At 47.1% G+C, this 21161-nt stretch carries 17 protein-coding genes; 8 read left to right on the top strand and 9 right to left on the bottom strand.

Features of this window, described 5'->3' with window-relative positions; all coding sequences use genetic code 11:
- Positions 1 to 54: 54 nt before the first annotated feature.
- Complete coding sequence (gene eboE, locus FHW36_RS06220; RefSeq protein WP_145663918.1) at positions 55 to 1263, bottom strand: metabolite traffic protein EboE; 1209 nt, start codon at positions 1261 to 1263, stop codon at positions 55 to 57.
- Complete coding sequence (locus FHW36_RS06215; RefSeq protein WP_145663916.1) at positions 1263 to 2417, bottom strand: 3-dehydroquinate synthase; 1155 nt, start codon at positions 2415 to 2417, stop codon at positions 1263 to 1265. The genes eboE and FHW36_RS06215 overlap by 1 nt, the downstream gene beginning before the upstream one ends.
- A 601-nt stretch (positions 2418 to 3018) precedes the next feature.
- Here FHW36_RS06215 and FHW36_RS06210 point away from each other — a divergent pair.
- Both FHW36_RS06210 and FHW36_RS06205 read left to right on the top strand, forming a co-directional pair.
- Positions 3019 to 3909 (top strand): sensor histidine kinase, encoded by an 891-nt coding sequence (locus FHW36_RS06210; RefSeq protein WP_145663913.1) that lies wholly within the window; start codon positions 3019 to 3021, stop codon positions 3907 to 3909.
- Between the two features lie 10 nt (positions 3910 to 3919).
- Positions 3920 to 4558 (top strand): response regulator, encoded by a 639-nt coding sequence (locus FHW36_RS06205; RefSeq protein WP_145663910.1) that lies wholly within the window; start codon positions 3920 to 3922, stop codon positions 4556 to 4558.
- Between the two features lie 8 nt (positions 4559 to 4566).
- On the opposite strand, the gene eboC is transcribed toward FHW36_RS06205, so the two are convergent.
- The 6 genes from eboC to FHW36_RS06175 form a co-directional block, all read right to left on the bottom strand.
- A complete protein-coding gene (gene eboC, locus FHW36_RS06200; RefSeq protein ID WP_222428997.1) occupies positions 4567 to 5487 on the bottom strand; it encodes a UbiA-like protein EboC in 921 nt (306 codons plus the stop codon).
- 53 nt (positions 5488 to 5540) lie between these two features.
- Positions 5541 to 6527, bottom strand: coding sequence for a TatD family hydrolase (locus tag FHW36_RS06195; protein ID WP_145663906.1), 987 nt, complete (start codon positions 6525 to 6527; stop codon positions 5541 to 5543).
- 23 nt (positions 6528 to 6550) lie between these two features.
- The gene (locus tag FHW36_RS06190) at positions 6551 to 7450 is read right to left on the bottom strand and encodes an EboA domain-containing protein (RefSeq protein ID WP_145663903.1); all 900 of its coding nucleotides are present in this window, start codon (positions 7448 to 7450) and stop codon (positions 6551 to 6553) included.
- 425 nt (positions 7451 to 7875) lie between these two features.
- Complete coding sequence (locus FHW36_RS06185) at positions 7876 to 9414, bottom strand: FG-GAP-like repeat-containing protein (protein ID WP_145663900.1); 1539 nt, start codon at positions 9412 to 9414, stop codon at positions 7876 to 7878.
- 149 nt (positions 9415 to 9563) lie between these two features.
- Positions 9564 to 11345 (bottom strand): RagB/SusD family nutrient uptake outer membrane protein, encoded by a 1782-nt coding sequence (locus FHW36_RS06180; RefSeq protein ID WP_145663897.1) that lies wholly within the window; start codon positions 11343 to 11345, stop codon positions 9564 to 9566.
- A gap of 30 nt (positions 11346 to 11375) precedes the next feature.
- Complete coding sequence (locus tag FHW36_RS06175) at positions 11376 to 14600, bottom strand: SusC/RagA family TonB-linked outer membrane protein (protein ID WP_145663894.1); 3225 nt, start codon at positions 14598 to 14600, stop codon at positions 11376 to 11378.
- 596 nt (positions 14601 to 15196) lie between these two features.
- Here FHW36_RS06175 and FHW36_RS06170 point away from each other — a divergent pair.
- Complete coding sequence (locus FHW36_RS06170) at positions 15197 to 15583, top strand: transmembrane 220 family protein (protein WP_145663891.1); 387 nt, start codon at positions 15197 to 15199, stop codon at positions 15581 to 15583.
- Between the two features lie 69 nt (positions 15584 to 15652).
- Here FHW36_RS06170 and FHW36_RS06165 read toward each other — a convergent pair whose 3' ends face one another.
- Positions 15653 to 17872: an alpha-L-rhamnosidase-related protein gene (locus FHW36_RS06165; protein ID WP_145663888.1), complete on the bottom strand. Its 2220-nt coding sequence runs from the start codon at positions 17870 to 17872 to the stop codon at positions 15653 to 15655.
- Between the two features lie 140 nt (positions 17873 to 18012).
- Between FHW36_RS06165 and FHW36_RS06160 the strand changes: the two genes are divergently transcribed.
- The 5 genes from FHW36_RS06160 (at position 18013) to FHW36_RS06140 (ending at position 21051) form a co-directional block, all read left to right on the top strand.
- Complete coding sequence (locus FHW36_RS06160) at positions 18013 to 18534, top strand: DinB family protein (RefSeq protein WP_145663885.1); 522 nt, start codon at positions 18013 to 18015, stop codon at positions 18532 to 18534.
- Between the two features lie 84 nt (positions 18535 to 18618).
- On the top strand, positions 18619 to 19359 hold the full coding sequence (locus FHW36_RS06155) for an SDR family oxidoreductase (RefSeq protein ID WP_145663882.1): 741 nt from the start codon (positions 18619 to 18621) through the stop codon (positions 19357 to 19359).
- A 117-nt stretch (positions 19360 to 19476) separates the two neighbouring features.
- Positions 19477 to 19929, top strand: coding sequence for a MarR family winged helix-turn-helix transcriptional regulator (locus tag FHW36_RS06150; protein WP_145663879.1), 453 nt, complete (start codon positions 19477 to 19479; stop codon positions 19927 to 19929).
- 64 nt (positions 19930 to 19993) lie between these two features.
- Positions 19994 to 20428 carry a DoxX family protein gene (locus tag FHW36_RS06145; RefSeq protein WP_145663876.1) on the top strand — a complete coding sequence of 145 codons (435 nt, stop codon included), beginning with the start codon at positions 19994 to 19996 and terminating at the stop codon, positions 20426 to 20428.
- Positions 20429 to 20463: 35 nt separating this feature from the next.
- Positions 20464 to 21051, top strand: coding sequence for a YceI family protein (locus FHW36_RS06140; protein WP_145663873.1), 588 nt, complete (start codon positions 20464 to 20466; stop codon positions 21049 to 21051).
- Positions 21052 to 21161 lie beyond the last annotated feature (110 nt).

Below are 21161 nucleotides of genomic sequence, written 5' to 3'. Positions count from 1 at the left end.
AAAGCTATAATTCAGGTGGCAGAAAAGCAAGTTTTTAGCGGCTTCCTGCCGTTGTTACGCCTGTGCTTTGATCCAATTGAGCTCCCTCGAAACCGACAACGACATTTCCTGTTTTAATTCAGGAGGCAGCACATCCCAGGTGTATGTTTCTACTTCCAGGTGTGCGGTGAATGGTTGTTGCCGTTGTAACGCCAGTACCTGTTTAATATCTTCCTGTGTAGATTGCAGAATGCCGAATTGATCGAGGAATACAGGTACATGAAAATGAGAGCGCCATTCTGTTACTTCCGGGTTATCCTCGTCCGCCAGGGCTTGTGGCAAATCAGGATAGTGGATAAAGTTACCATCTTTTTTCCGGGCAATTACCTGGTGCAGGTACACCGGTTCATTGAACCGGCGGAACGCATCGGTCACTTCTTTCCTGGCGGCCGTATTTGCCGGCATATCAGCCTTTAATGCTGCGCTGATTTGCAGTTTACCTACTTTCAGACCATAGTGGTGAAGTCTTTCCAGCACCCGCTGCGGCGCCTCATATACCAGTGCAAAATGACAAACGTCGTAGCACAACTGGATATGGTTTTTAATGATGTCTGCTGCTTCCTGGTCATCCACGTCAAATTTCTCTTTAATAAACGGAATACCTGCGGGCAACAGCTCGTCAAAATACCAGCTGATATATTCGCTGGTATTTTCCATCAGCCCATCCGGCTCAGGCTCCACGTCGAGGTGCATCAGCGGGCCACCGCTGCGGTGAATGCGTACCAGCTGTTCCAGTACCAGCAACATATTTAACGTAGCGCTTTCGGTAAAGGAGTTCTTTTCTTCCTCACAGCGATTGCACCAAAACTTATAAGTGAGTGGGTTGGTAGATACGCCTCCTTCCATGCCAGCGGGTAGTAAGGCCGCCAAGATGCGGAACAGGCGAATGGTATAGGCTACGCGATCGGCGTTAGTCCAATCAGGGGCATGTACCTGGTCTTTTACCACTATGTTATGAAATCCGCCATAGGGAAATCCATTCATCGTAAATACATAGCAATCATTCTCCTTCAGCCATTGCTGAAATGCTTTCAGGTGTTCTTCCCTGCTGAGTTCCAGGCTGGCGGTATTGGCCAGTCGCAGCCCAATGCCGAAGGGCTGATCCGGGGATACCTGTTGCTTGATAGCAGGTATAAATTTTTTCAGTTGTGCAAAATGATCGCCCCAGCTTTCGCCGGGATGAATGTTTGTACAGTAGGTGAGATGGCCAATCGCTGTTTTCATCACTGATTATTTTTGCAGATATCCACTGCCTGGTATAACAAATCAAGGTTCATCTGGTGGACTTCTTCTCCTTTACCGATAGCGCGGAGCAGGGAAATGGTTAAGCGTCCTCCCAGGTGTTCACGGAATTCTTCCAGTCCCGCTATTACAGGAGAGTCTTTATCGTCCTGCTTTTCCAATAGCGGATGCCATACCGGCAGGTGCATATTTTTCAACACGGTTAAAATACGCTGCATATCCTGTTCAGACAACCATCCTAACAGAAACGAATATACGCTGTCGAGTGCAATACCGATAGATACGGCTTCTCCATGGCGTAGCTCAAAGTTGGTGAGTTGTTCCAGTTTATGAGCGCTCCAGTGACCGAAATCCAGCGGGCGGGAAGAGCCACTTTCAAACGGATCTCCGGCGCCGCCAATATGTTGTATGTGTAATTCCGCACAACGGTAAATCAATTCCTGCATGGCGGGCATATCGCCGGCAGTCATCGCTACGGCGGTTGCTTCTATCCGTTCAAAGAAAGCCGCATCCTTGATAAGCGCCACCTTCACTGCTTCTACCATCCCGGAGCACCAGTCGCGTGCATCGAGGGTGGTTAAAAATACGGGATCATTAAACACTGCCGCCGGCGGTGCAAAGGAGCCGAGGAAATTTTTCTTGCCCTTATAATTAACGCCGTTCTTTACGCCTACACCGGAATCATTTTGTGATAATACGGTGGTAGGTATCCTGATATGTTTTACTCCGCGATGAGAAATGGCGGCTGCAAATCCGACCATATCCAGGAGGGAACCGCCGCCGATGCCAATCACATAGGAGTGGCGATCAATACCATACTTGTCAATGGCATCTACCAGGCTGAAAAGCAAAGACAGGTCGTTCTTCACCGACTCGCCGCCTGCGAGCGTAATAATTTCCGGGGCCAGCTGAAAACCTTTTACCTGCCGGAAATATTGTTGGATTTGTTGGGTTAGCTGTGGGTGATGTGCCGCTACACCCCCATCGAGCACTACAAGCAATTTCTTTACATAAGCATCTTCCGCCTTCGACTCCAGGAAAGTCGCTAAACAGTTATTGGCAGGATCGAATAAATGACTGCTGAAGAACACTCCGTAAGAAAAGTTGACATTGAAATTTTGTTGAATATATTCCATGGCTTAATCCGCATCATCTAACTTAAAAAAACTATAGCCTTTAAAAGTACATAGAAAAATGTGATTTTTTACAAAGAATAAGGCTCCGGGAGCGGAGCCTATTTTTTGGGGTTAGCCTGTAGAATCATTTATCGGAATACAAAGGAATCTTTTTTCGGGGCAGTAGCAGACGGTAAAAACCATTAATTTATAAATTGCGTAGTTCTACTGACATAAACCGTTTGTCTACAAACCCTTTACCACAAACAGTTTCATCGCATCATTACCTGCTATTGGTCCACAAACGCATCCACTCATCCCACTGCCTATTGTGTATTAAAACAGAAATATTGACCTTTATATCGCTGTAGAAATGAAGCTTCCTATACAGTGGAAGAAAAATATTGTTTGACCAAAAAATGAGGCATTGTTTGCCTGGTAGTTAACCCTGTAACATCGGTTGTTTTTCACATCTTTTGTTGCATGCTGAGCAGTTGTCACGCACTGGAGTGGCTGGAGATAGCTATGTTATTACCTGCCAGGCTTATTCATTGTTTTTGTTGACCTACGAACATTGCATTTTTAAACATAGCAACCTGGTGGTTGCCAAAGTACATCTGAGATGTGGAGAATATTATTTCTTGCTAGTGTTTTTATCTTGTGGCCAGTGCAGGCCCTGGTAGCGCAGTCGCTGCCCTGGAAACATCCCATGGCCGATGGCAATACATGGATGGTCGTTTTCCTGGCTAATCTGCTGGTATGGCTGGTCCTGTCTTTTGTAATATGGAAGCAATCGGGCCAGCGGCAACATATACAGTCAGAGGTGTTGCAACACCTGGAGCTGGAAAAAAACAGGCAGGTGCTACAAGCCTTGATGCAGGGAGAAGAAAAAGAACGTACGCGCTTATCCAAAGATCTTCACGACGGCGTGGGCGGACTGCTATCCGCCGTAAAAATGCATTTCCGCGCCTTGCAGTCGGATCTCTCCCTGCAACATGAAAAGAGCTTCAATCACGCCATGCGCATGCTGGATGATGCCATAGGGGAAGTGCGAAAAACGGCGCACAATATGACGCCGGAAATACTTGCCCGTAAAGGCCTTCCAGCCGCATTGGAATTTTTCTGCCGAAATGTGAGCCACTCACGGAAACTACAGATCAGCTTTTATACTTCCGGCGAACTGCCCCGGTTTCGTAATAACTTTGAACTGTCTGTATACCGTATTGTACAGGAACTGGTGAATAACATTATCAAACATGCCTATGCCACCACGGCGCTGGTACAAATCACCCAACACAGGGGATATGTGAACATTACCGTAGAAGACAATGGTATTGGCTTTAAAAATATTCCCGGGGAACATACCGGCATCGGACTGAACAGCCTGGAAGAAAGGGTCAGGTCTTTAGATGGACAGCTCACTATTACGGCCTCTCCGGGTTGTGGCACTACCGCGTACATGGAATTCAACGTAGGGGTGATACCACCTATGGAAATGCAGCTTTCATTTTAACGCCTACTATATGTCGATCAAAGTAGCCATAACAGACGACCACCTATTGGTCATCAACGGAATAAAGGCGATGCTGGCGCCTTATAGCCAGGTGCAGGTAGTATATGAAAGCCATATTTCTACCTCGCTGCTGACAGCCTTGCCTGCTGTGCAACCAGATGTATTACTGCTCGATATCCAGATGCCCGACCTGGACGGAATGGAGTTATGCAAGCAGGTACGAAAAAATCATCCCGGCATCAAAGTGATTGCGCTCAGCAGTTTTATGGAATCACATTATGTAAAGCAAATGCTTCGCAATGGCGCCATGGGCTACCTGTTAAAGAATACTGATCCTGAGAAGCTGATCACCGCTATAGAAACTGTATATGCCGGAGATCAATTCCTGGATGATATTATCCGGCGACAGTTGCTGAACGAAATGCTCACCGGCCAAAAGCGATCAGGGTATGACATTCCGCTTACACGCCGGGAAGAGGAGATCCTGAAACTGATTGCAGAAGAATATTCTAACCAGGAGATAGCGGCCGCCTTGTTTATCAGTTTGCGAACAGTAGAAACACACCGGCTGAATCTTACGCAGAAGCTGGCTGTAAAAAATACAGCGGGACTGGTAAAAGAAGCGCTCAAGCGCGGTATCATAGAATAACTGACGTGTCAGGTAACGGCAAACATTTTACCCAGTACCATAGAAACAGGTAACAGCAGCAGCACTACCAATGCAAACGACAGTGTATCAAAAGCGGCTACCCATGCGGCATTCATAGCAATTAATGCAATAATGCCTCCCTTTACAGCCTTACCAATATTGGGACCAATCGGGTTTTTCATTGCCCTGAAAAGTGGTATGTTAATCATATAGGCAAAGAGCACGATAAAGGGAAGGGCCGTCCAGATGTGATGATGTAAAAACGCCAATACGGCCATGGCGATGTATACCGCAGCATAACAGAAGGCGGTGAGGCGCAGGCTTTTAACGCTGCCGCCGTGTACTTCTCCCCTGCTGATATTGGTAACCGCTGCGATGTAGACAATGGGGATAAATCCCATCCACCACCAGGAGGCCAGTGCATCAGGTACGATGCTGATACCCAGCAGTAGATTAAGTCCGCGGCAAAGGCCCATATTAAAGGGACCGAGGAAGTGATGATGTTTTCCCCATTTATCGTATATGAGGGCGCTGGCAGCTACTCCAAGCGCCAGCCATCCGGGGAAGCCGGTAAGGCCTCCTACCGAAAATGCCGCCAGGATCCCTACCAACAGCAGGTAGCTACCCAGTATAACTGCCTGGCTTTTAGCGATTAACCCGCTGGGGATGGGCCTTTCGGGGCGTTCCACGCTATCCAGGCTGGCATCAAATACATCATTAAATACTACGCCACCGCCATATAATCCAATGGTGGCCAGGCAAAGGCATATTACGGGTAATATGCCGTCGAGCGTAACATTGTTGAGTGAAACATTTATACAATAGCCTGAAATAGCCACCCCGGCCAGTATGTCTGCAATGGCAGTAACGATATTGGCGGGTCGCATCAGGCGCAGGTATCCTATCAATTTGCTAACAATATAACTCACCGTGTACTCAGGTTTTCATGGTTCATTGCCAGCAGGAACAAAGCTGCCAGACATTACCGGATGATGGTTGTGTTTTTATCGATTCGAGGCTGCTGACCGCCGCGCAATACAGAGCTACCATTAAACTTCTCACTTTGATCCACATTTTTTGCGTTGTCAAAGTCAGCTTCATTAATCTGACCGCTCTGCGCAAAGGCTTTTACAGCATTGGTGTAAGTTACCAAATGAATATCATTCATGTCAATACCACTTTCGTGCATTAAAGCGGCAGTTTTGGGAACGGCTAACGGATCGCTGATACCCCAGTCAGCAGCGGAATTGACCATAATACGTTCACTTCCATACTGTTTTACTACGGCTACCATGCGTTCATTCCCCATTTTGGTGAAGGGATAGATGGTAAATGCAGCCCAGAAGCCACGATCCAGCACTTCTTTCACGGTTTCCTCGTTATTATGATCTACAATGATCATGTGAGGCTCCAATCCATGTTCCAGTGCGATATCCATACTTCTTTGGGTACCTTTTTTCTTATCACGGTGAGGAGTGTGTATTTGTACAGGTAAACCAGCTTCCTTAGCCAGTTCCAGTTGGGCACGGTAATATTTCTCTTCGAGGGGAGTCTGGTCATCGAAACCGATTTCGCCCACGCCCACTACGCCTTCTTTATAAATGAACTGGGGCAGGATTTCCATCACGGCTTCCGCCAGTTTTTCATTGTTGGCTTCTTTGGAATTGAGCCCGATAGTACAATAGTGCTTAATGCCAAATTGGGAGGCGCGGAAACGCTCCCATCCCAGCAGGCTACTGAAATAGTCGCGGAAAGTATCTACACCGGTACGGGGTTGTCCGAGCCAGAAGGCCGGTTCAATGATAGCTACCACGCCGGCATCTGCCATAGCCTGGTAATCGTCGGTGGTACGGGCGGTCATATGTACATGCGGATCAAAGAAGCGCATGCCTTTTATTTTATTAAGATAAGCGGGTGTATAGGTGAGTGGTTGGAGATCTTTCTCTGTTAAATCATGAATGCCACACATATCAAATCAATTTAGTGATGTTATTATTTAACTATTTTCTCTGCCAGTGTTTCCCAGGTGAGACTACCTTCCAGGATGGCAGCGGTCAACGCGGGTGATTGTGTCAGCAACTCTTTTGCGGGTGCATAATCGCATTGTGCACAAACCAGGGCGGCCGCTTCTCTTTCCACACTGTTCAACGAGTGCCAGATGCGTGTAATATCCGGGAAATTATCTGCGGTCACAAATTTTATCAGCAGTCGCCATTGCATTGGGTCGGCGTTTCTGCCGGCGGCCCAGCGTTCGTGGGCGAAGTCTGTCAGGATATTGACCAGTGCTATATTGGCTCTTTCATCGAGCCCGGTGATGAGATGCAATGGTTTGTCGGTGAAAATGGCTTTCATTACCAGCTGATTCCAGGCAGGTTCGGGCAGGTAACGGGCAGGCCAGGGATTATGCAGCATAATGGCTTCCTGTACCAGGCCAATATTAGAGCGGATACCTTCAGCAGTGCGTCCTATCCATTCTTCCGGCCACGGCAACAGGGGAAGCGCGCTATATAAGGCTGCCAGCTCATTCATTTCTGCGGCGTTAAACAGTTTTTCCAGGGTATCCAGGTAAACTGCTTTATCGGATACTGGCAATTGCAATAACCACCAGACCCTCACCAGCCGGTCTAACGTCCACCCACGTACGAAAAAAGAAGGTACCAGTGCCTGTAGCGCTGCTTCTTCTGCAGGCGAAAGTGTAATAACTCCTTTCCCTGTGAAACGTGGAATAGCCGTAAAAGTTTGATTAAAAGCAGGGATAGCGCCGGTTTGTTGTTGCAGCTCCAGACGCTGCTGTAGCCAGTTGCTGGCTTTTTCGTTCCCGTTATTCCTGATGATCGTGCTAAGCAGCGTGTTCACTTTATCCTGGTCATATACGTATTCAACCACTGACATATCCTGTTTAAAACAATAATCCTGATTTCAGAATAAAATTACCCCGGAATAATGGGATTTTCCGCATTCGGTTGTTTTTTTATGATAGGTGGCAAAATAGGGCGATGGAGGGGCCGTACAGTGAATAGTATAAAATAAAAGAGAGGCATTACTGCCTCTCCTTCCGCCATTCTAAAACCTGATTATGCATCAGGATATCTTTGTGTCACCGGAACACTTATGGTATTCGCGATGCAATAAGGTATATTTTGGGAAAACATTGTTTATGAACGATTGTGCATTAATAATCAAAAACATATGATGGGTAGTGTTCTCCACAGTAATGATTTGAAAAAAAAGATTAATACACGTTGCAATAAAATATGGCCGTAAGATACATATTTCTGCTTTCATTCCAAATAAACAAACGTTTTTTACGTTGCATTTTATCGCTTAGAATTGTTCTGCAATACAATAAACGGCTGATATTCCTTCCAGTCGGGCTTATAATCATCAAGTATGATAAACCCTCTCGCATAGTTTCCTAGTACAATGTCCAGGTCACCATCTCCGTCACTGTCTTTTACATCCATGCAAATCCACCTTCCTTCTTTTTCAATTGGTGGTGCATGCGGTGTGAATGAAAGTGGTTTATTCCCTCCTTCAAAGAAGATAAATTTTTCAGCCGGATTGTTTTGAAAGTCAGCAAAAAAGGCGATGGCAGCAATGTCCATTTTCCCATCATGATTGAAGTCTGCTGCTACAGCTTTTGTGCATCCGTTCACCGGGTAATGCCAGGTTTCCCTGTATTTATTATTCCCTTCATTAAGATAGACGTATAAACCGTGGTAAGGTTTAAGCACCATCGAAAAATCGGCATTGTCGCCGCAGGTATATAGTATATCAGGTTGTCCATCGCCGTTAAAATCCGTCAGTTGGAAACTGGTAGAACCATTCAGGGGCGGGAATCTCAGGATATTTTTCGAAGTGAATCCTCCTTTCTCGTCATTCTCAAATAACCAGATCCCTTCATCGCCGGCAGCAAACAATGCCATGATATCCGTATAGCCGTCACGGTTAAAATCACCTATGATTGCCTGTAAGGCACCTGGCACCTCCCATATAGGGAGGTTTTTAAACGTATGGTCCGGCAACTGTTTCAGCCAATACAGTCCCCCCTGATTATGCCCAAAAGCACATACCAGCATATCTTCCAGGCCATCCTTATCAAAATCGGCGGTGAGGGTTTGTACCGGACGTTTCAGGAAAGGCATGAGATCTTTTTGCTGACTATGCGGATCATCGAGGGATAAACGGGTGACGATGCCAGCAGGCACATCCACAGCACGCATGTTGCCTATTTCTGTTAAAACACCAGCTTGCTGCCCACTGCTGTCTTTGGCAAACAACACATTTACAGCCGGGGAAGGCAGTTTCCAGGTATTCACCACCTGGCGGTCCCGGTTCCACCGCGTCAGGGTATTGTTATTGCCGTCGCTGGTGAGTAAACCGTTTCCATCGGGCAGGAACGCCACCAACGTAGTGGCAGCGGGCTCCAGGCTATCTTTCATTACGGGTGTTTGCAAAGAAAAAATGGACCAGTCGTGCTGTAAAGGTACCGGCGGTTTGGCTGGCATCAGCTTTTCCGGCGCCTGTGTTTGGTAGTAGGCCACCAGCGCTGTCCATTCCTTGATAGAAATAAGCGCCGGTTTTTCGCCCGGCATCGGGGGATAATAGTGATTGCCACTCCATACCCTGATTCCCAATTTAAGGGCCATTGCGGGCAATACATGCTGGGTCCAGGTAGCCTTGTCCAGTAAATCGGGAGATACCGGCAAATGGCATCCGGAGCAATACTTATCAGCCAGTTTTTTTCCTTTTTCTTCAGGAGTGGGGGTATGACATCCGCTTTGCAACCACCCGCCGGATAGAAGCAGGAATAGGGCTGCAGAGATCCGTGTCCATTTGTTTGGTTGATTGGGCATGGGTTCTTTTTTCAAACTATCACAATATAAAATATTTACGGATCTCCTGTTTTTTTGATTTCGGGAGAAGGAGTACCTGTCAGTTATCCATCTTCCGGAAAATCAAAAAAGGGAGATCCGCAAATCATATCAGGTGACCAAAATCCTGGTTAGTAGCCGGCGTTCTGTTTCAGCACCGGTTGCCCGTTCTGCAGCGTCAAATCTATCTGACGTTGCGGTATCGGGAAGTATTCATTCTTTCCTTTGGTAAACTGGGCCCCGATCAGATCAGGGAAACCAGCCTTAGTGGTTTCGTAAGTATAATAGGCAGTAAGTACCTGGTCGGCAATACCCCAGCGGGAAATGTCGAAGAAGCGGTGACCTTCGGTAGCCAGTTCCAGCTTACGTTCAAAGTAAATGGCTTTCAACGCGTAGGCGGTGGAACCGAATAGTGGGTAATCGCCAATTTTATAATTGGCCGCCATTACGCCAGGCACGAATTGCTTGGTAGCATCATCCCACTTATGCAGCCATTCCGTTGGATTATTCTTCATCCGGTCGCGCACCTTGTTCACCATATCCGTAGCCACTTGTAGGTTGCCGGTTTGCGCAGCTGCTTCTGCATACATGAGCACTACATCCGCAAAACGGATCAGGTTTACGTTGATAGCAGAACCTGGCGCCCAGGAGTGTGCATCATGGTATTTGTCCTGGTCTTTCTTCCAGTAAACCATTTTCTTGGGAGAATAAGGACCACCATAGCCCTGGTCACGCTGCCAGATAGCGCCGGGGTGATTTCCCCAGTCGTGGTAAGGCACACCACGGCGACCTACCGTCCAGTCAAGGCGGGGATCCAGTGGGTCAGCATCTGGTACAAAAGCCTGGGAACTGGTAATCCCTTTATCAGACTTTACCGGGTGATCGTTATAATCATCCAGGTAAGGAAGCCCGTTGGCATCTACGCGATAAGAGTTTACCAGGTCCTGGGAAGGCTGGAAGAATCCGCAGCAGCCAAATGGACTTGGATCATACGGGAAGTTGAGCATTTCACCGGAGTTGGCGTTAGCAATGGTATTGGTACCATCGTTAGCGGTCATTTCGATATAAAATACTGCTTCCGGGTTATTTAATTTTTTCGATGCATCAAAGTTGTCTTCAAAACGGTTAGAGAGCTGATAAGGTACGCCTGCACTGGTTTTTCCGGAAGACACCACGGTAGCTAACAAAGTAAAGGCTTCTGCATATTTTTTCTCGTACAGGTAAGTTTTACCGAGATAAGCCTGCGCAGCCGACTTGTTGGCCCGGGTTACTTCTCCGCTGGCCACGTAATCGCCAGGAAGATTATCTGCCGCAAATTTGAAGTCTGCTTCAATGAAGGGCCATATATCCTTGTCGTTAGATACCCTCACATCTGCCGAGGTATCTGTAACATAAGGTACGTTATTGAAGAACTTCTTTAATTCAAAGTAGTAGTGCCCACGCAGGAAACGTGCTTCTGCTTCCACCTGGGTCTTTTGGGCAGGTGTCATATCGGTTGCCTGCTTCATTTTCTGCAGGGTAAGATTACAACGGCTTACGCCTTCGTACACGGCTTTCCACTTAGTATTGAAAAAGCTGTTACTGGCATTGTAAGTACTTTTAGCGATATCGTTGATAGGCTCCTGGTCGCCGGCATTACTGCCTTTATGTGCATCGCCGCCTACCACGCTACCATAAATCCAGTTGGTAGGGGATGCTTCCCAGGGGTTACCACCGGCTACGGCAGCGCCATTGCCTTGTCCGTCGAGTACAGCATAAGCACCAATCAGCAAAAAGTTTACTCCATCTTTATTCGCCACAATTTCTTCTGTGAGCGTGCCCTGTGGCGCACGTTCCAGGAAGCTCTTTGAACAGGCTGTCAGCAAGCCTGCCAGCGCTACTATAACAACACTTGAATATCTTAATGTTTTCATTTGTTTCAGTTTTACAGTTCAACAAAAGGATCAGAAGGTAACGTTTACACCTACCAGGTATTGACGCTGATTAGGATACGCGCCTTCATCCAATCCGAATGACTGTGTATTTCCAGCTACTTCGGGATCTATACCAGAATATTTGGTGATAGTAAAGAGGTTGGCAGCCTGGGCATATACCCTGAACTTACTGATGCCCACCCTCTGCAGCAAATAAGTGGGCAGGGTATATCCGATCTGCATATTTTTAGCGCGCAGGTAGGAGCCATTTTCCACAAAATAAGAGTTAGGTGCACCGGAAGTGCTGGGAGAGGATGCCACTTCCTGGATAGGCGCCTTTGCATTCTGGTGCGTAGGCGTCCAGGAATCATACAGCGCTGTTTTACTCTTGGCACTTACAAAGGAAGGATAGAAGTCTGTCCACCATTTCACCTGGTTCCAGATTTTATTTCCCTGTACGCCATAGAAGAAGGCACTGAAATCCCAGTGTTTGTAAGTTAAGCCAATATTCAAACCATAGGTAAACTTAGGATTGGGGTTACCCAGGTAGGTACGGTCGCTGGCGTCTACTTTGCCATCGCCATTTACATCCTCGTATTTAAAACGCCCTAAGCCTGCGCCGATCTGGTATTCTTTCAAACCCGGGAACTTAGCTTTAGCAGATGCGTTGGCAGCATCTACTTCTGCCTGGCTGTTCCAGAAGCCTATAATTTTATACCCAAAGAATTCGCTGATAGACTGTCCGATAGCATTGCGGATGATCGGAGAACCGAAACGGCGGCTTTCCAGGTCGAAGTACGGAGCTGATTCAGAAATAGCCAGGATCTTGTTGTTATAGGTAGTTAAAGTACCGGTAATGGTGAGTTTCAGGTCCCTGGTCAGATCTGTATTGGAAGTGATGGAGGCGTCCCATCCTTTGTTTCTCATTTTGGCCACGTTGGTATATGGTGTAGTGGCCGCGCCGTATACGCCGGCCAGCTCCGGATTATACAACAGGTCTCTTACTTCTTTGGTGTAGTAATCAACGGTAAATTCCAGCTTGCCTTTAAACAACGTTGCGTCTACACCAATGTTGGCGTTGACATTGCTTTCCCACTTAGCATTGGGGTTACCAAGTTGTCTTTTGATGAACCCTTTGCTGGTAGTAGCAGCACCATTGATGGCATAGAAAGAAGACGTTCTATCGAAGCCATATGCGGTAAACTGGTTGCTGGGCGTTACGTTGATCTGGTTACCCATGATACCGTAGCCTCCACGCAGTTTCAGGTCGGAAATCCAGGAAACGTTTTTCATGAATTCTTCCTGTGAAATACGCCAGGCGAGGCTCACCGCAGGGAAATTACCATAGCGGTTAGAGGGTCCGAAACGACTGGAACCATCGCGGCGAATTAAAGCACCGATGAGGTAACGATCTTTGTAGGAGTAGTCGGCCCGGGCAAACAGTGAAAATAATCCATCAGTACCAAAACCGCTGCCATTGGTAGGTGTACCGGTACCGGTACTCAGGTTGGCAAAGTCAGGATCGAAGGAGAAATAATCGGTGGTTGTACCGGTCAGTGTACGGAAATGATTATCGTACGCTTCAGTACCAATCATCACTTTCAGATCATGTTGCTGATTGAAATTCTTATGAAAGGTCAGGGTGTTGGTCCAGGTCCAGTCGTAGCCGTTGCCGGTAGTTTCTGTATACTGGTTCACCGTTGTATTCTCTGCATTTTCATATTCGGGGAGCGTAAAACTGTTGTTATCGAAAGAATATATTTCACCACCAAAGCTGGTTCTCAACGTGAAATTCTTGAGGATGTCTGCTTCTGCATACACGTTACCCAGCAAGCGATTGGCGAGTGCTTTGGTTCTTCCGAAGCGATCCTGTATCGCAACAGGGTTACGGGCGTTACCCAGGTCTTTTCCGCTGGATCCGGCATAATTCCCTTTGATATCATACACCGGGATGATGGTTAGTTCACGGAAGGCCATACCGATACCGCTACCTTCTACCAGCGTGCCAATCTGCGGGTTGTTGATAATGGAATATTCCAGGTTTTCGCCTATCCGGATATGATCGGTTACGTTGAAGTTGCTGTTGGCGCGTACGGCGTAACGTTTGTTATAAGTATTGGTAAGTGTACCCTGTTGATTGAAGTAATAGAAGGAAAAGAAATAGTTACCGATATCGCTGCCACCGCCCACGGAGATATTGTGGCTGGTGATAGGTGCTGGTTTAAATATTTCGTGAAACCAGTCAGTACCTTGTTTGTTGGCTTTGGTAATACGATAAAAGGTGGCCAGGTCTGCGGCAGATTTATAGTTCGGGTTCACGAAATATAAATTGGGATTGGTAGCAGGGTCGCCTTCTTTCAGGCCTACCGGTGCAATATAATCAGGCAGTACAGGTGTAGGGCCGCTACCATATTGCGCATCTGTTAAAGGGTTGCCCGGAGAATTTTTAATGGCCATCCATTTCAGGTCGGCTTGTTCCTGCGGATTGAGGAGGTTCCATACGTTACCGCCTTGTGGTTTTTGACGACCATAGTAGCCATCATAAGAAACCTTTACTTTGCCGGTACCTCTTTTGGTGGTAATTACGATCACTCCGTTGGCAGCGCGGGCGCCGTAAATAGAGGCAGCGCCTGCATCTTTCAGTACCTGCATAGTTTGTACATCATTAGGGTTTACGTCGGTGAGATTAGACACCGGTACTCCATCAATGATGTAGAGTGGCGTATTATTACCAAAGGTATTGATACCCCTGATTTTCACTTGTGGTTCCTGGCCTGGCTGACCACCGCCCAATACGGTTACACCGGATACCTGCCCCTGCAGCTGGCTGGCAATCTGCGAGGTAGGTTGTTTGGTGAGGTTTTCTACTTTTACGATAGAAACGGCGCCTGTCAGATCTTTCTTTTTCTGGCTGGCATAACCGGTTACTACCACTTCTTCCAGTGACCCCACTTTTTCTCCGAGTTGTACATTCATGGGTCCGCTGCCTACTACGGCTTCCTGCGGATCGTATCCTACGAAAGAGAAAACGAGTGTTTCACCTGATTTGGCCTGGATAGAGAAAGTACCTGCCGGATCTGTAGCGGTACCACGATTAGTACCTTTTACAAAAACGGTGACACCGGGCAGCGCATTGCCGGATGCCTTGTCAGTCACCTTTCCCGTGATTTTTGTTTGTGCGTAAACGTTGCCGCCGGCCAGCAGCAACAGGATGCCGCATAGCGCGGCAAGGGCCTGGTAAAAATGCTTTTTCATAACGTGATTTAAGGGTAACGTTTAAGAAAAAATGGTTAGAAAATAAGAGTACCTCTTGTATATACTTTTACTGCTAACCAGACACCACCTTGCATACCTCTCCCTTTCCCATTATGCGTGAGCAATAACAGGTCATTGATGATAGATGTATATAAAGCATTAACTACCCGGCAACCATGCATGATGCGCTACATGGAGCAGAATAAGAAATAAAGTGTCTGTTCAACAGTTAAATTATAACCGTTAAGCATTGATTAACTAAAACAAACACCGCTGATCAAATGATGGTTATTTCATGTGAATCTTCGTTTAAAATTGTTTAGTGATATGGACTACTTTACTACTGGGTGTGAGAAACTTTGACGACTGTTACAAACATTTTCTAGCTCAGATTTTGGTTCTCACGTGGAATTCTGTTATCGGTTTCGAATATATAACATTATTCCAGTCCGTACAAATGCTACTTTAACATTTTCTTTAAAAATGCCAAATTTGCAGGTCATTCTTCCACTATTCCACACTGTTGAGATAAAATAATACAAGGAAATACACTTTTGAAATTCTTTTGTGTATGTTTAAGCCCTAATTTTTATGTCATGAAAGCATTGAATATCTTCCTTTCCCTGATGTTCGTCCTCTTTGCCGGCTTACAGTACAACGATCCCGATCCATACGTATGGATGCCTATCTATTTATACTCCGCCGTGTTTTGCTGGCTGGCAGCCCGCCAACGTTTTTATCCCAAATGGTATATAGCGGGGATATTGGTATACCTGTTATATGCTACCTATAAATTCTTTGATCAGAATGGTGTGGAGGACTGGTTTACCAAACACAATGCAGAAAACCTGGCTGAAACAATGAAGGCCACCAAACCATGGATAGAAGAAACCCGTGAATTTTTCGGTCTGTTCATCTGCATTGGCGCATTGTTGATGAATTACTTTTACGGCAAGCGGAAAATGAAGACTGGCCGGGCCTGAGAAAATATCTCTTTATAAAAACAGGAGGGCGGTGGTAGATCCACCGCCCTCCTGTTTTATACTCCCCTGTTATAAGCTAATTTCCTGGGGGCCTCCATGCAGGGTAATTTCTTTGTTTTTCCAACGGAACTTTCCTGTAATCCCGAAAGGCAGCTTAACGTTACCGGTTACACGATTATTCTTAAATGCCAGGTCCACCTCCAGCAAGCCGCCATCCGGATGCGCCAGGGTAGCTTTTACATAGGTTGACTCGCCAGGATCTGGCGCTATTAATACGGTTTTACAACCATAGCTGGTTGACTGTATCCCCGCCATAATCCCCAGCAGGAAGATATTGGTGACTGCACAGGCCGACTGGTATTGCTGCTCCTGTAGCGGCAACAACGCCTGCAGCTCTGCCGGGAAGGTAGTGGTAACACCCGTTTCCTGCATCGCTTTAAAAATATAGTATTTCTCCCGCCAGGATTCCTGTGGCGACGGCGCTTCTTTTAATAAACGTTGCATTATGCTCTTTACCTGCCTTGGCGGTACGGCCTGTGCCAGCACGAGCAGGGCGTTGGTATAGCGGGAGTAGCTTTTCCCCCCGGGTGTTTCTGCATACCATCCTTTATCGGCATCATAGCATTGCTGGTATAGTACTTCCCGGAGCTTGTCGGCATTGCGGGACCAGGAGAGGGAGTCGCCCGGCTTATCACAGTAGCCGGCAATGAGCGCTGCTTGTCTTAATGCATACAGGTATTGTGCTGTCAGCGGACAAAGCGGCAGGCTGTCTTTATAAGGCATATAACCCGGCAGGCCGGTATTGGCATCGGGGTAGCGGTCTACCCAGTCGAGGATGCTCTTAATACCGGGGTATACCTGTCTGGCCAGCGCCTTATCTGATTTGTATAAAAGGTAGTCTTGTATAGCGCCTATCCAGGAGAGAGCTGCCGTTACCGTTACCTGGCGGTCGTCTGACGGATACCGGGCACGTACCAGGCCTTCCGGAATGCGCGACTGGTCTGTTTGCAGCAAGGCGTTTCTCCACGGCTGATGATCTCCGGAAAAAAATGCCAGTGCCAACCCCTGTATTTGTGCATCTTGGATGTATTGTAATTGTTCCTGGAAGGGATCGTTATAGAGGTTGTCCTGCGCTCCCAGCAATGTCATACGCTTGCAGCTGTTCCACAGCGAGTCTGCCATAGTGTTGGCAGCAAAAGCAGATTTATCGGATAAGCCATACTGCGTATATACGTTAAAGTAATCGTGCAGGATGAGCGGAGCTTTGCCGGTTTCAATATCCAGCTGCACGTAGCGAAAACTACGGTACCCGGAAGCGCTGATCCGGCGCCGGTTTCCACCATCAGGGCGGACTATATCCCTTACCGTTGCATTGCCATCCGTTATCGCTTTATAGGTTATATGGATTGTAGCATCGAGTCCACCACTGATCAACATTTCTGGGAAACCGGTAGTGGGTTGCCCTACATCCAGGAGTAAAGCAACTTTTCGTTTAGCCGGTATTGTTAGTGCGCCGGTACCTTTTAAAAAGCTGTCGTCCGCGGTTGTTCCTTGTTGCGATACCAACCGGGAAAAGCTCTGCCGCTCCTGGGAGAGAGGCCCCAGGGGCCTGGGAGTAAGCAGGCGCCCGTTTCCTGCGCTGCTGCCTTGCCGTACCGGGGCGGCCACGCTGACTGCTTTTTCCCAACTACTATCTTTATACGCTGTTTGCTCCCATCCCCAGGGATGATATTGTGCCACGATGCTATCGCCCGGGAACGCACCATAGAAGCGGGCGCCGGGCTTCACCGGCAGCAAGTTAAAGGCTTCATCTTCCGTTACCCGCCACGGAGTAGTGCCTGTGTTGATAATGGCGGCTTCCCGGGAACGATGCCCCTGCACCAATAGGGCGGTACCCTTCGTAAATTGTCCCAGTGGCCTGGCCGGACCATAGTTGACAACTTCTATCGCCAGGCTGTTGTCGCCATATTTCAGGTAAGGGCTGATATCCACCGTTTCATAATACCAATTGGCCAGGTCGGACCGGGCAGGCCCCATGCCAGCGAAACGCCCATTTACATACAGGCGGTAGTAATTGTCGGCCGACAAATGAATAATAAAAGGACCTGAATAATTCAGTAGTGAAAACTGTTTACGGAAAAGATATACGCCGTAGACGTAGGGGGTGTTGGTAACGGGACTGATCCAGCTGGCATCCCATTGCCAGGGCGTAGTATTGGCTGCTTCCGGCGTTTGTGCGTGCGTAGTAACGGAAAGCCCTATTAATGCCCATAATAGCAAATATTTCATAGTAGGGTACTTGTAGGTAATCGGTAGTCAGGATATGTTATACACAAATATATTAAATATAATAATAACATTACATAACTATCCAGTGTGAAGGGTGGCTGTAAAAATTGTTTGTATCTTGACCCAATAAAATACCACTAATGAAAAAAGATGCCATCTCCCCTGATCCTGGTTATTATACCCGGTATATTTCCCTGGTGCCGGATACAGACCTTAACACCGCGCTGGACCAGGCGTTAAAAGACTTGGAGGCCCTCGATGCAGCCCAGTTGGAACCTCTGGGCAACTATGCCTATGGACCAGGCAAATGGACCGTAAAAGAAGTATTGCAACATATTACCGATACAGAACGCGTATTCACTTTCCGGGCGTTGATGTTTGCACGGGGCGACAAGCAGGTGCCACCCAGCATGGACCAGGATGAATATGCAGCACATGCGGCCACCAATCATCGTAGTGTTGCGGAGGTACTGGAGGAATTAAAGGCCGTGCGTATGGCCAGCATTGCGCTGTTCAAGAGCTTTTCCGATGAGGTGCTGAAGCAAACCGGCATGAGCTGGGAAACGGAGATGTCGGTACTTGCATTGGGATTTACCACCGTTGGGCACCAGCTGCATCACCTGCAAATACTCCGGGAAAGATACCTGCAGGCACAAAACTAACATAGAGGTTAGTAGTTAACAATTAATACCCCTCTTCTTTACACCGGGCGACCAGGCTAGCTTTGCTGTCATAAAATATTTTTTATGAAACGTCTGGAAAATAAAATAGCGCTGGTTACAGGAGGAAGTCGTGGTATGGGTGCCGCCATTGTTAAGCGTTTAGCCGCAGAAGGCGCCACAGTTGTTTTCACCTATGTAAAGGGAGCGGCAGCTGCTGCCGCATTGGTAGCTGAATTAACTGCCAAAGGAGAAAAGGCAAGTGCCCTGGCGGCCGACAGCGCCGACCCTGCCGCAGTGATTGCATCTGTTAATGAAACCGTGGCGCAACATGGCCGTATCGATATACTTGTTAATAATGCCGGTACTGCCGTCATGAAAGCATTTACCGAATACACCCTGGACGACTATGAACATGTAATGGGGGTGAATACCCGTGCCGTATTTGTAGGTACGCAGGCCGCCTTACCGTACATGAGTGCGGGTAGCCGGATTATTACCATTGGCAGCTGTATGGCCGACCGGGTAGTAGGTCCGCACGGTACGCTGTACAGCATGAGCAAATCGGCATTGATCTCCTTCAATAAAGGGCTGGCCCGCGACCTGGGCGCCCGTGGTATTACCACTAACCTGGTGCAGCCGGGTCCTGTAGATACCGATATGAACCCAGCAGACGGTCCGCATGCCGATTTCCAGCGCCAGCACATTGCATTGGGGCATTATGGAAAGGCTGAGGATGTGGCTGACCTGGTGAGCTTCCTGGCCGGTCCGGAAAGCAGTTATATTAATGGATCTGCGCTCACGATAGACGGCGGTTTGAATAGCTAAATAAGCAGGAAGACCTGAGGTCTTCCTGCTTATTTTATAGGATACTTTGTTAAAAAATTTGGAGAAATAAAAAATACACCTACCTTTGTTGTATAAACAACAGTTGTAAATGTAATTATGAAACTGGAGGAAGAACTGAAACAAACAAAATTCAAGGATGAATACCAACATGCTATGCTGAATATCATATTCACGGGCAGCTGGCTGGAAGTAGCCACATCTCATATATTGAAGCAGTTTGACTTATCCCCTCAGCAGTTTAATGTATTAAGAATCCTTCGCGGAAGCCATCCCAGGCCATTGAATTTGCTGGATATACAGGAACGTATGATGGACCGGATGAGCAATGCGACAAGATTGGTAGAGAAGCTGCGCCAGAAAGGCCTGTTGACCCGCAAGCAATGCGATAGCAATCGCCGGAAAGTGGAAATTGAAGTAACAGAAAAGGGCCTGGACTTATTAAAGGAGCTGGATCCCTTAATGGATAAGAGCCACAAAGAGCTGACAAAGAAAATCACGAAAGAAGAAGCCATTCTCCTCAGTGAATTACTGGATAAACTGAGAAGTTGATTTTTTTTGCGCTAACAGTTGTATATACAATAAAAGTATCAACGATAATTTAAAACCTACATTTATGTTCAAACGATTATTGCAAACAGACGACAACATTGTATCATTCATCATACGCATTACCGTAGCACTGGTAATATTACCGCACGGCGCTCAGAAGTTGCTGGGGATGTTTGGAGGTTATGGATTTAAAGCTACCATGAACTATTTCACCTCTTCCGGTACACCGTCGATCCTGGCTTTCCTGGTGATCTTCACAGAAAGCATCGGTGCCTTATTGATATTACTGGGTTTCACCACCCGCCTTTGGGCAGCTATGCTAACCGTTATTATGCTGGTTGCCATCTCCGTACACCATGCCAACGGATTCTTTATGAACTGGACCGGTACACAAGCAGGTGAAGGATTTGAATATCACTTACTGGTAATTGGTATCAACCTGGCCTTAATCATTAAAGGCGCCGGACGCTGGTCAGCAGACCGTCAACTTTCAAAATAAAACATCATTATAATATTCTTTAAAACAAACAAATCATGAAGAAAGGTTTCTTTTTCACGACTCTCCTGGTATTAGCCAGCATCGCCTCTTTTGCACAGGTAAAATGGAACGCCGACCCGGCACACACCAGCATCATCTTTGGTGTAAAACACTTAGGACTGAGCTATGTGCAAGGTCATTTCAACAAATTCAACGGTACCATTGAAACTACCGACAGCACCAACTTCCAAAACGCAAAAGTAGATTTTACCGTAGATGCCAGCAGCATCTCCACTGGTGTAGATCAACGCGATGGCCACCTGAAAACAGACGACTTCTTTAACGTAGCCGAATATCCCGCCATTACTTTAAAAAGTGTATCCCTGAAAAAAGTAACAGGCAACAAATACTTACTACTGGCTGATCTGACCATTCGTAATACTACTAAACGTGTAACCTTCGACGTTACTTATAATGGTGTAATCAAAGATCCATGGGGCTTAAGAAGAGCTGGTTTCACTGCTAAAACTACCATCAACCGTTTGGACTTTGGTGTAAAGTATGCGGATAAACTACCTTCCGGCGTGTATGCAGTAGCACCTACTGTTGACATCACTGTGAATGTTGAAGCGGTAAAGCAATAAAAGAGATTGTAAATATATTGGGGAATGATGCCGGCGCAATGCCGGCATTGTTGCTTTGAGCAAGTATTAAGATACTATATTTAAGAAAAAAGAGGATACACACAGCACCC

This window comes from Chitinophaga polysaccharea (genome assembly GCF_007829335.1).
Lineage (GTDB): Bacteria > Bacteroidota > Bacteroidia > Chitinophagales > Chitinophagaceae > Chitinophaga > Chitinophaga polysaccharea_B.
The sequence above is the reverse complement of the archived record's forward strand: the minus strand, read 5'-3'. Positions and strand labels throughout refer to the sequence as shown.

What these genes read in the sequence shown, in the direction of transcription:
- FHW36_RS06150 (WP_145663879.1), top strand. Translation starts at nt 19,477, where the DNA reads ATGAAACTGGAGGAAGAACTGAAACAAACAAAATTCAAGGATGAATAC.
- FHW36_RS06190 (WP_145663903.1), bottom strand. Translation starts at nt 7,450, where the DNA reads ATGTCAGTGGTTGAATACGTATATGACCAGGATAAAGTGAACACGCTG.
- FHW36_RS06140 (WP_145663873.1), top strand. Translation starts at nt 20,464, where the DNA reads ATGAAGAAAGGTTTCTTTTTCACGACTCTCCTGGTATTAGCCAGCATC.
- FHW36_RS06215 (WP_145663916.1), bottom strand. Translation starts at nt 2,417, where the DNA reads ATGGAATATATTCAACAAAATTTCAATGTCAACTTTTCTTACGGAGTG.
- FHW36_RS06165 (WP_145663888.1), bottom strand. Translation starts at nt 17,872, where the DNA reads ATGAAATATTTGCTATTATGGGCATTAATAGGGCTTTCCGTTACTACG.
- FHW36_RS06180 (WP_145663897.1), bottom strand. Translation starts at nt 11,345, where the DNA reads ATGAAAACATTAAGATATTCAAGTGTTGTTATAGTAGCGCTGGCAGGC.
- FHW36_RS06145 (WP_145663876.1), top strand. Translation starts at nt 19,994, where the DNA reads ATGTTCAAACGATTATTGCAAACAGACGACAACATTGTATCATTCATC.
- FHW36_RS06155 (WP_145663882.1), top strand. Translation starts at nt 18,619, where the DNA reads ATGAAACGTCTGGAAAATAAAATAGCGCTGGTTACAGGAGGAAGTCGT.
- FHW36_RS06185 (WP_145663900.1), bottom strand. Translation starts at nt 9,414, where the DNA reads ATGCCCAATCAACCAAACAAATGGACACGGATCTCTGCAGCCCTATTC.
- FHW36_RS06160 (WP_145663885.1), top strand. Translation starts at nt 18,013, where the DNA reads ATGAAAAAAGATGCCATCTCCCCTGATCCTGGTTATTATACCCGGTAT.
- FHW36_RS06205 (WP_145663910.1), top strand. Translation starts at nt 3,920, where the DNA reads ATGTCGATCAAAGTAGCCATAACAGACGACCACCTATTGGTCATCAAC.
- FHW36_RS06210 (WP_145663913.1), top strand. Translation starts at nt 3,019, where the DNA reads ATGTGGAGAATATTATTTCTTGCTAGTGTTTTTATCTTGTGGCCAGTG.
- FHW36_RS06170 (WP_145663891.1), top strand. Translation starts at nt 15,197, where the DNA reads ATGAAAGCATTGAATATCTTCCTTTCCCTGATGTTCGTCCTCTTTGCC.
- FHW36_RS06195 (WP_145663906.1), bottom strand. Translation starts at nt 6,527, where the DNA reads ATGTGTGGCATTCATGATTTAACAGAGAAAGATCTCCAACCACTCACC.
- eboE (WP_145663918.1), bottom strand. Translation starts at nt 1,263, where the DNA reads ATGAAAACAGCGATTGGCCATCTCACCTACTGTACAAACATTCATCCC.
- FHW36_RS06175 (WP_145663894.1), bottom strand. Translation starts at nt 14,600, where the DNA reads ATGAAAAAGCATTTTTACCAGGCCCTTGCCGCGCTATGCGGCATCCTG.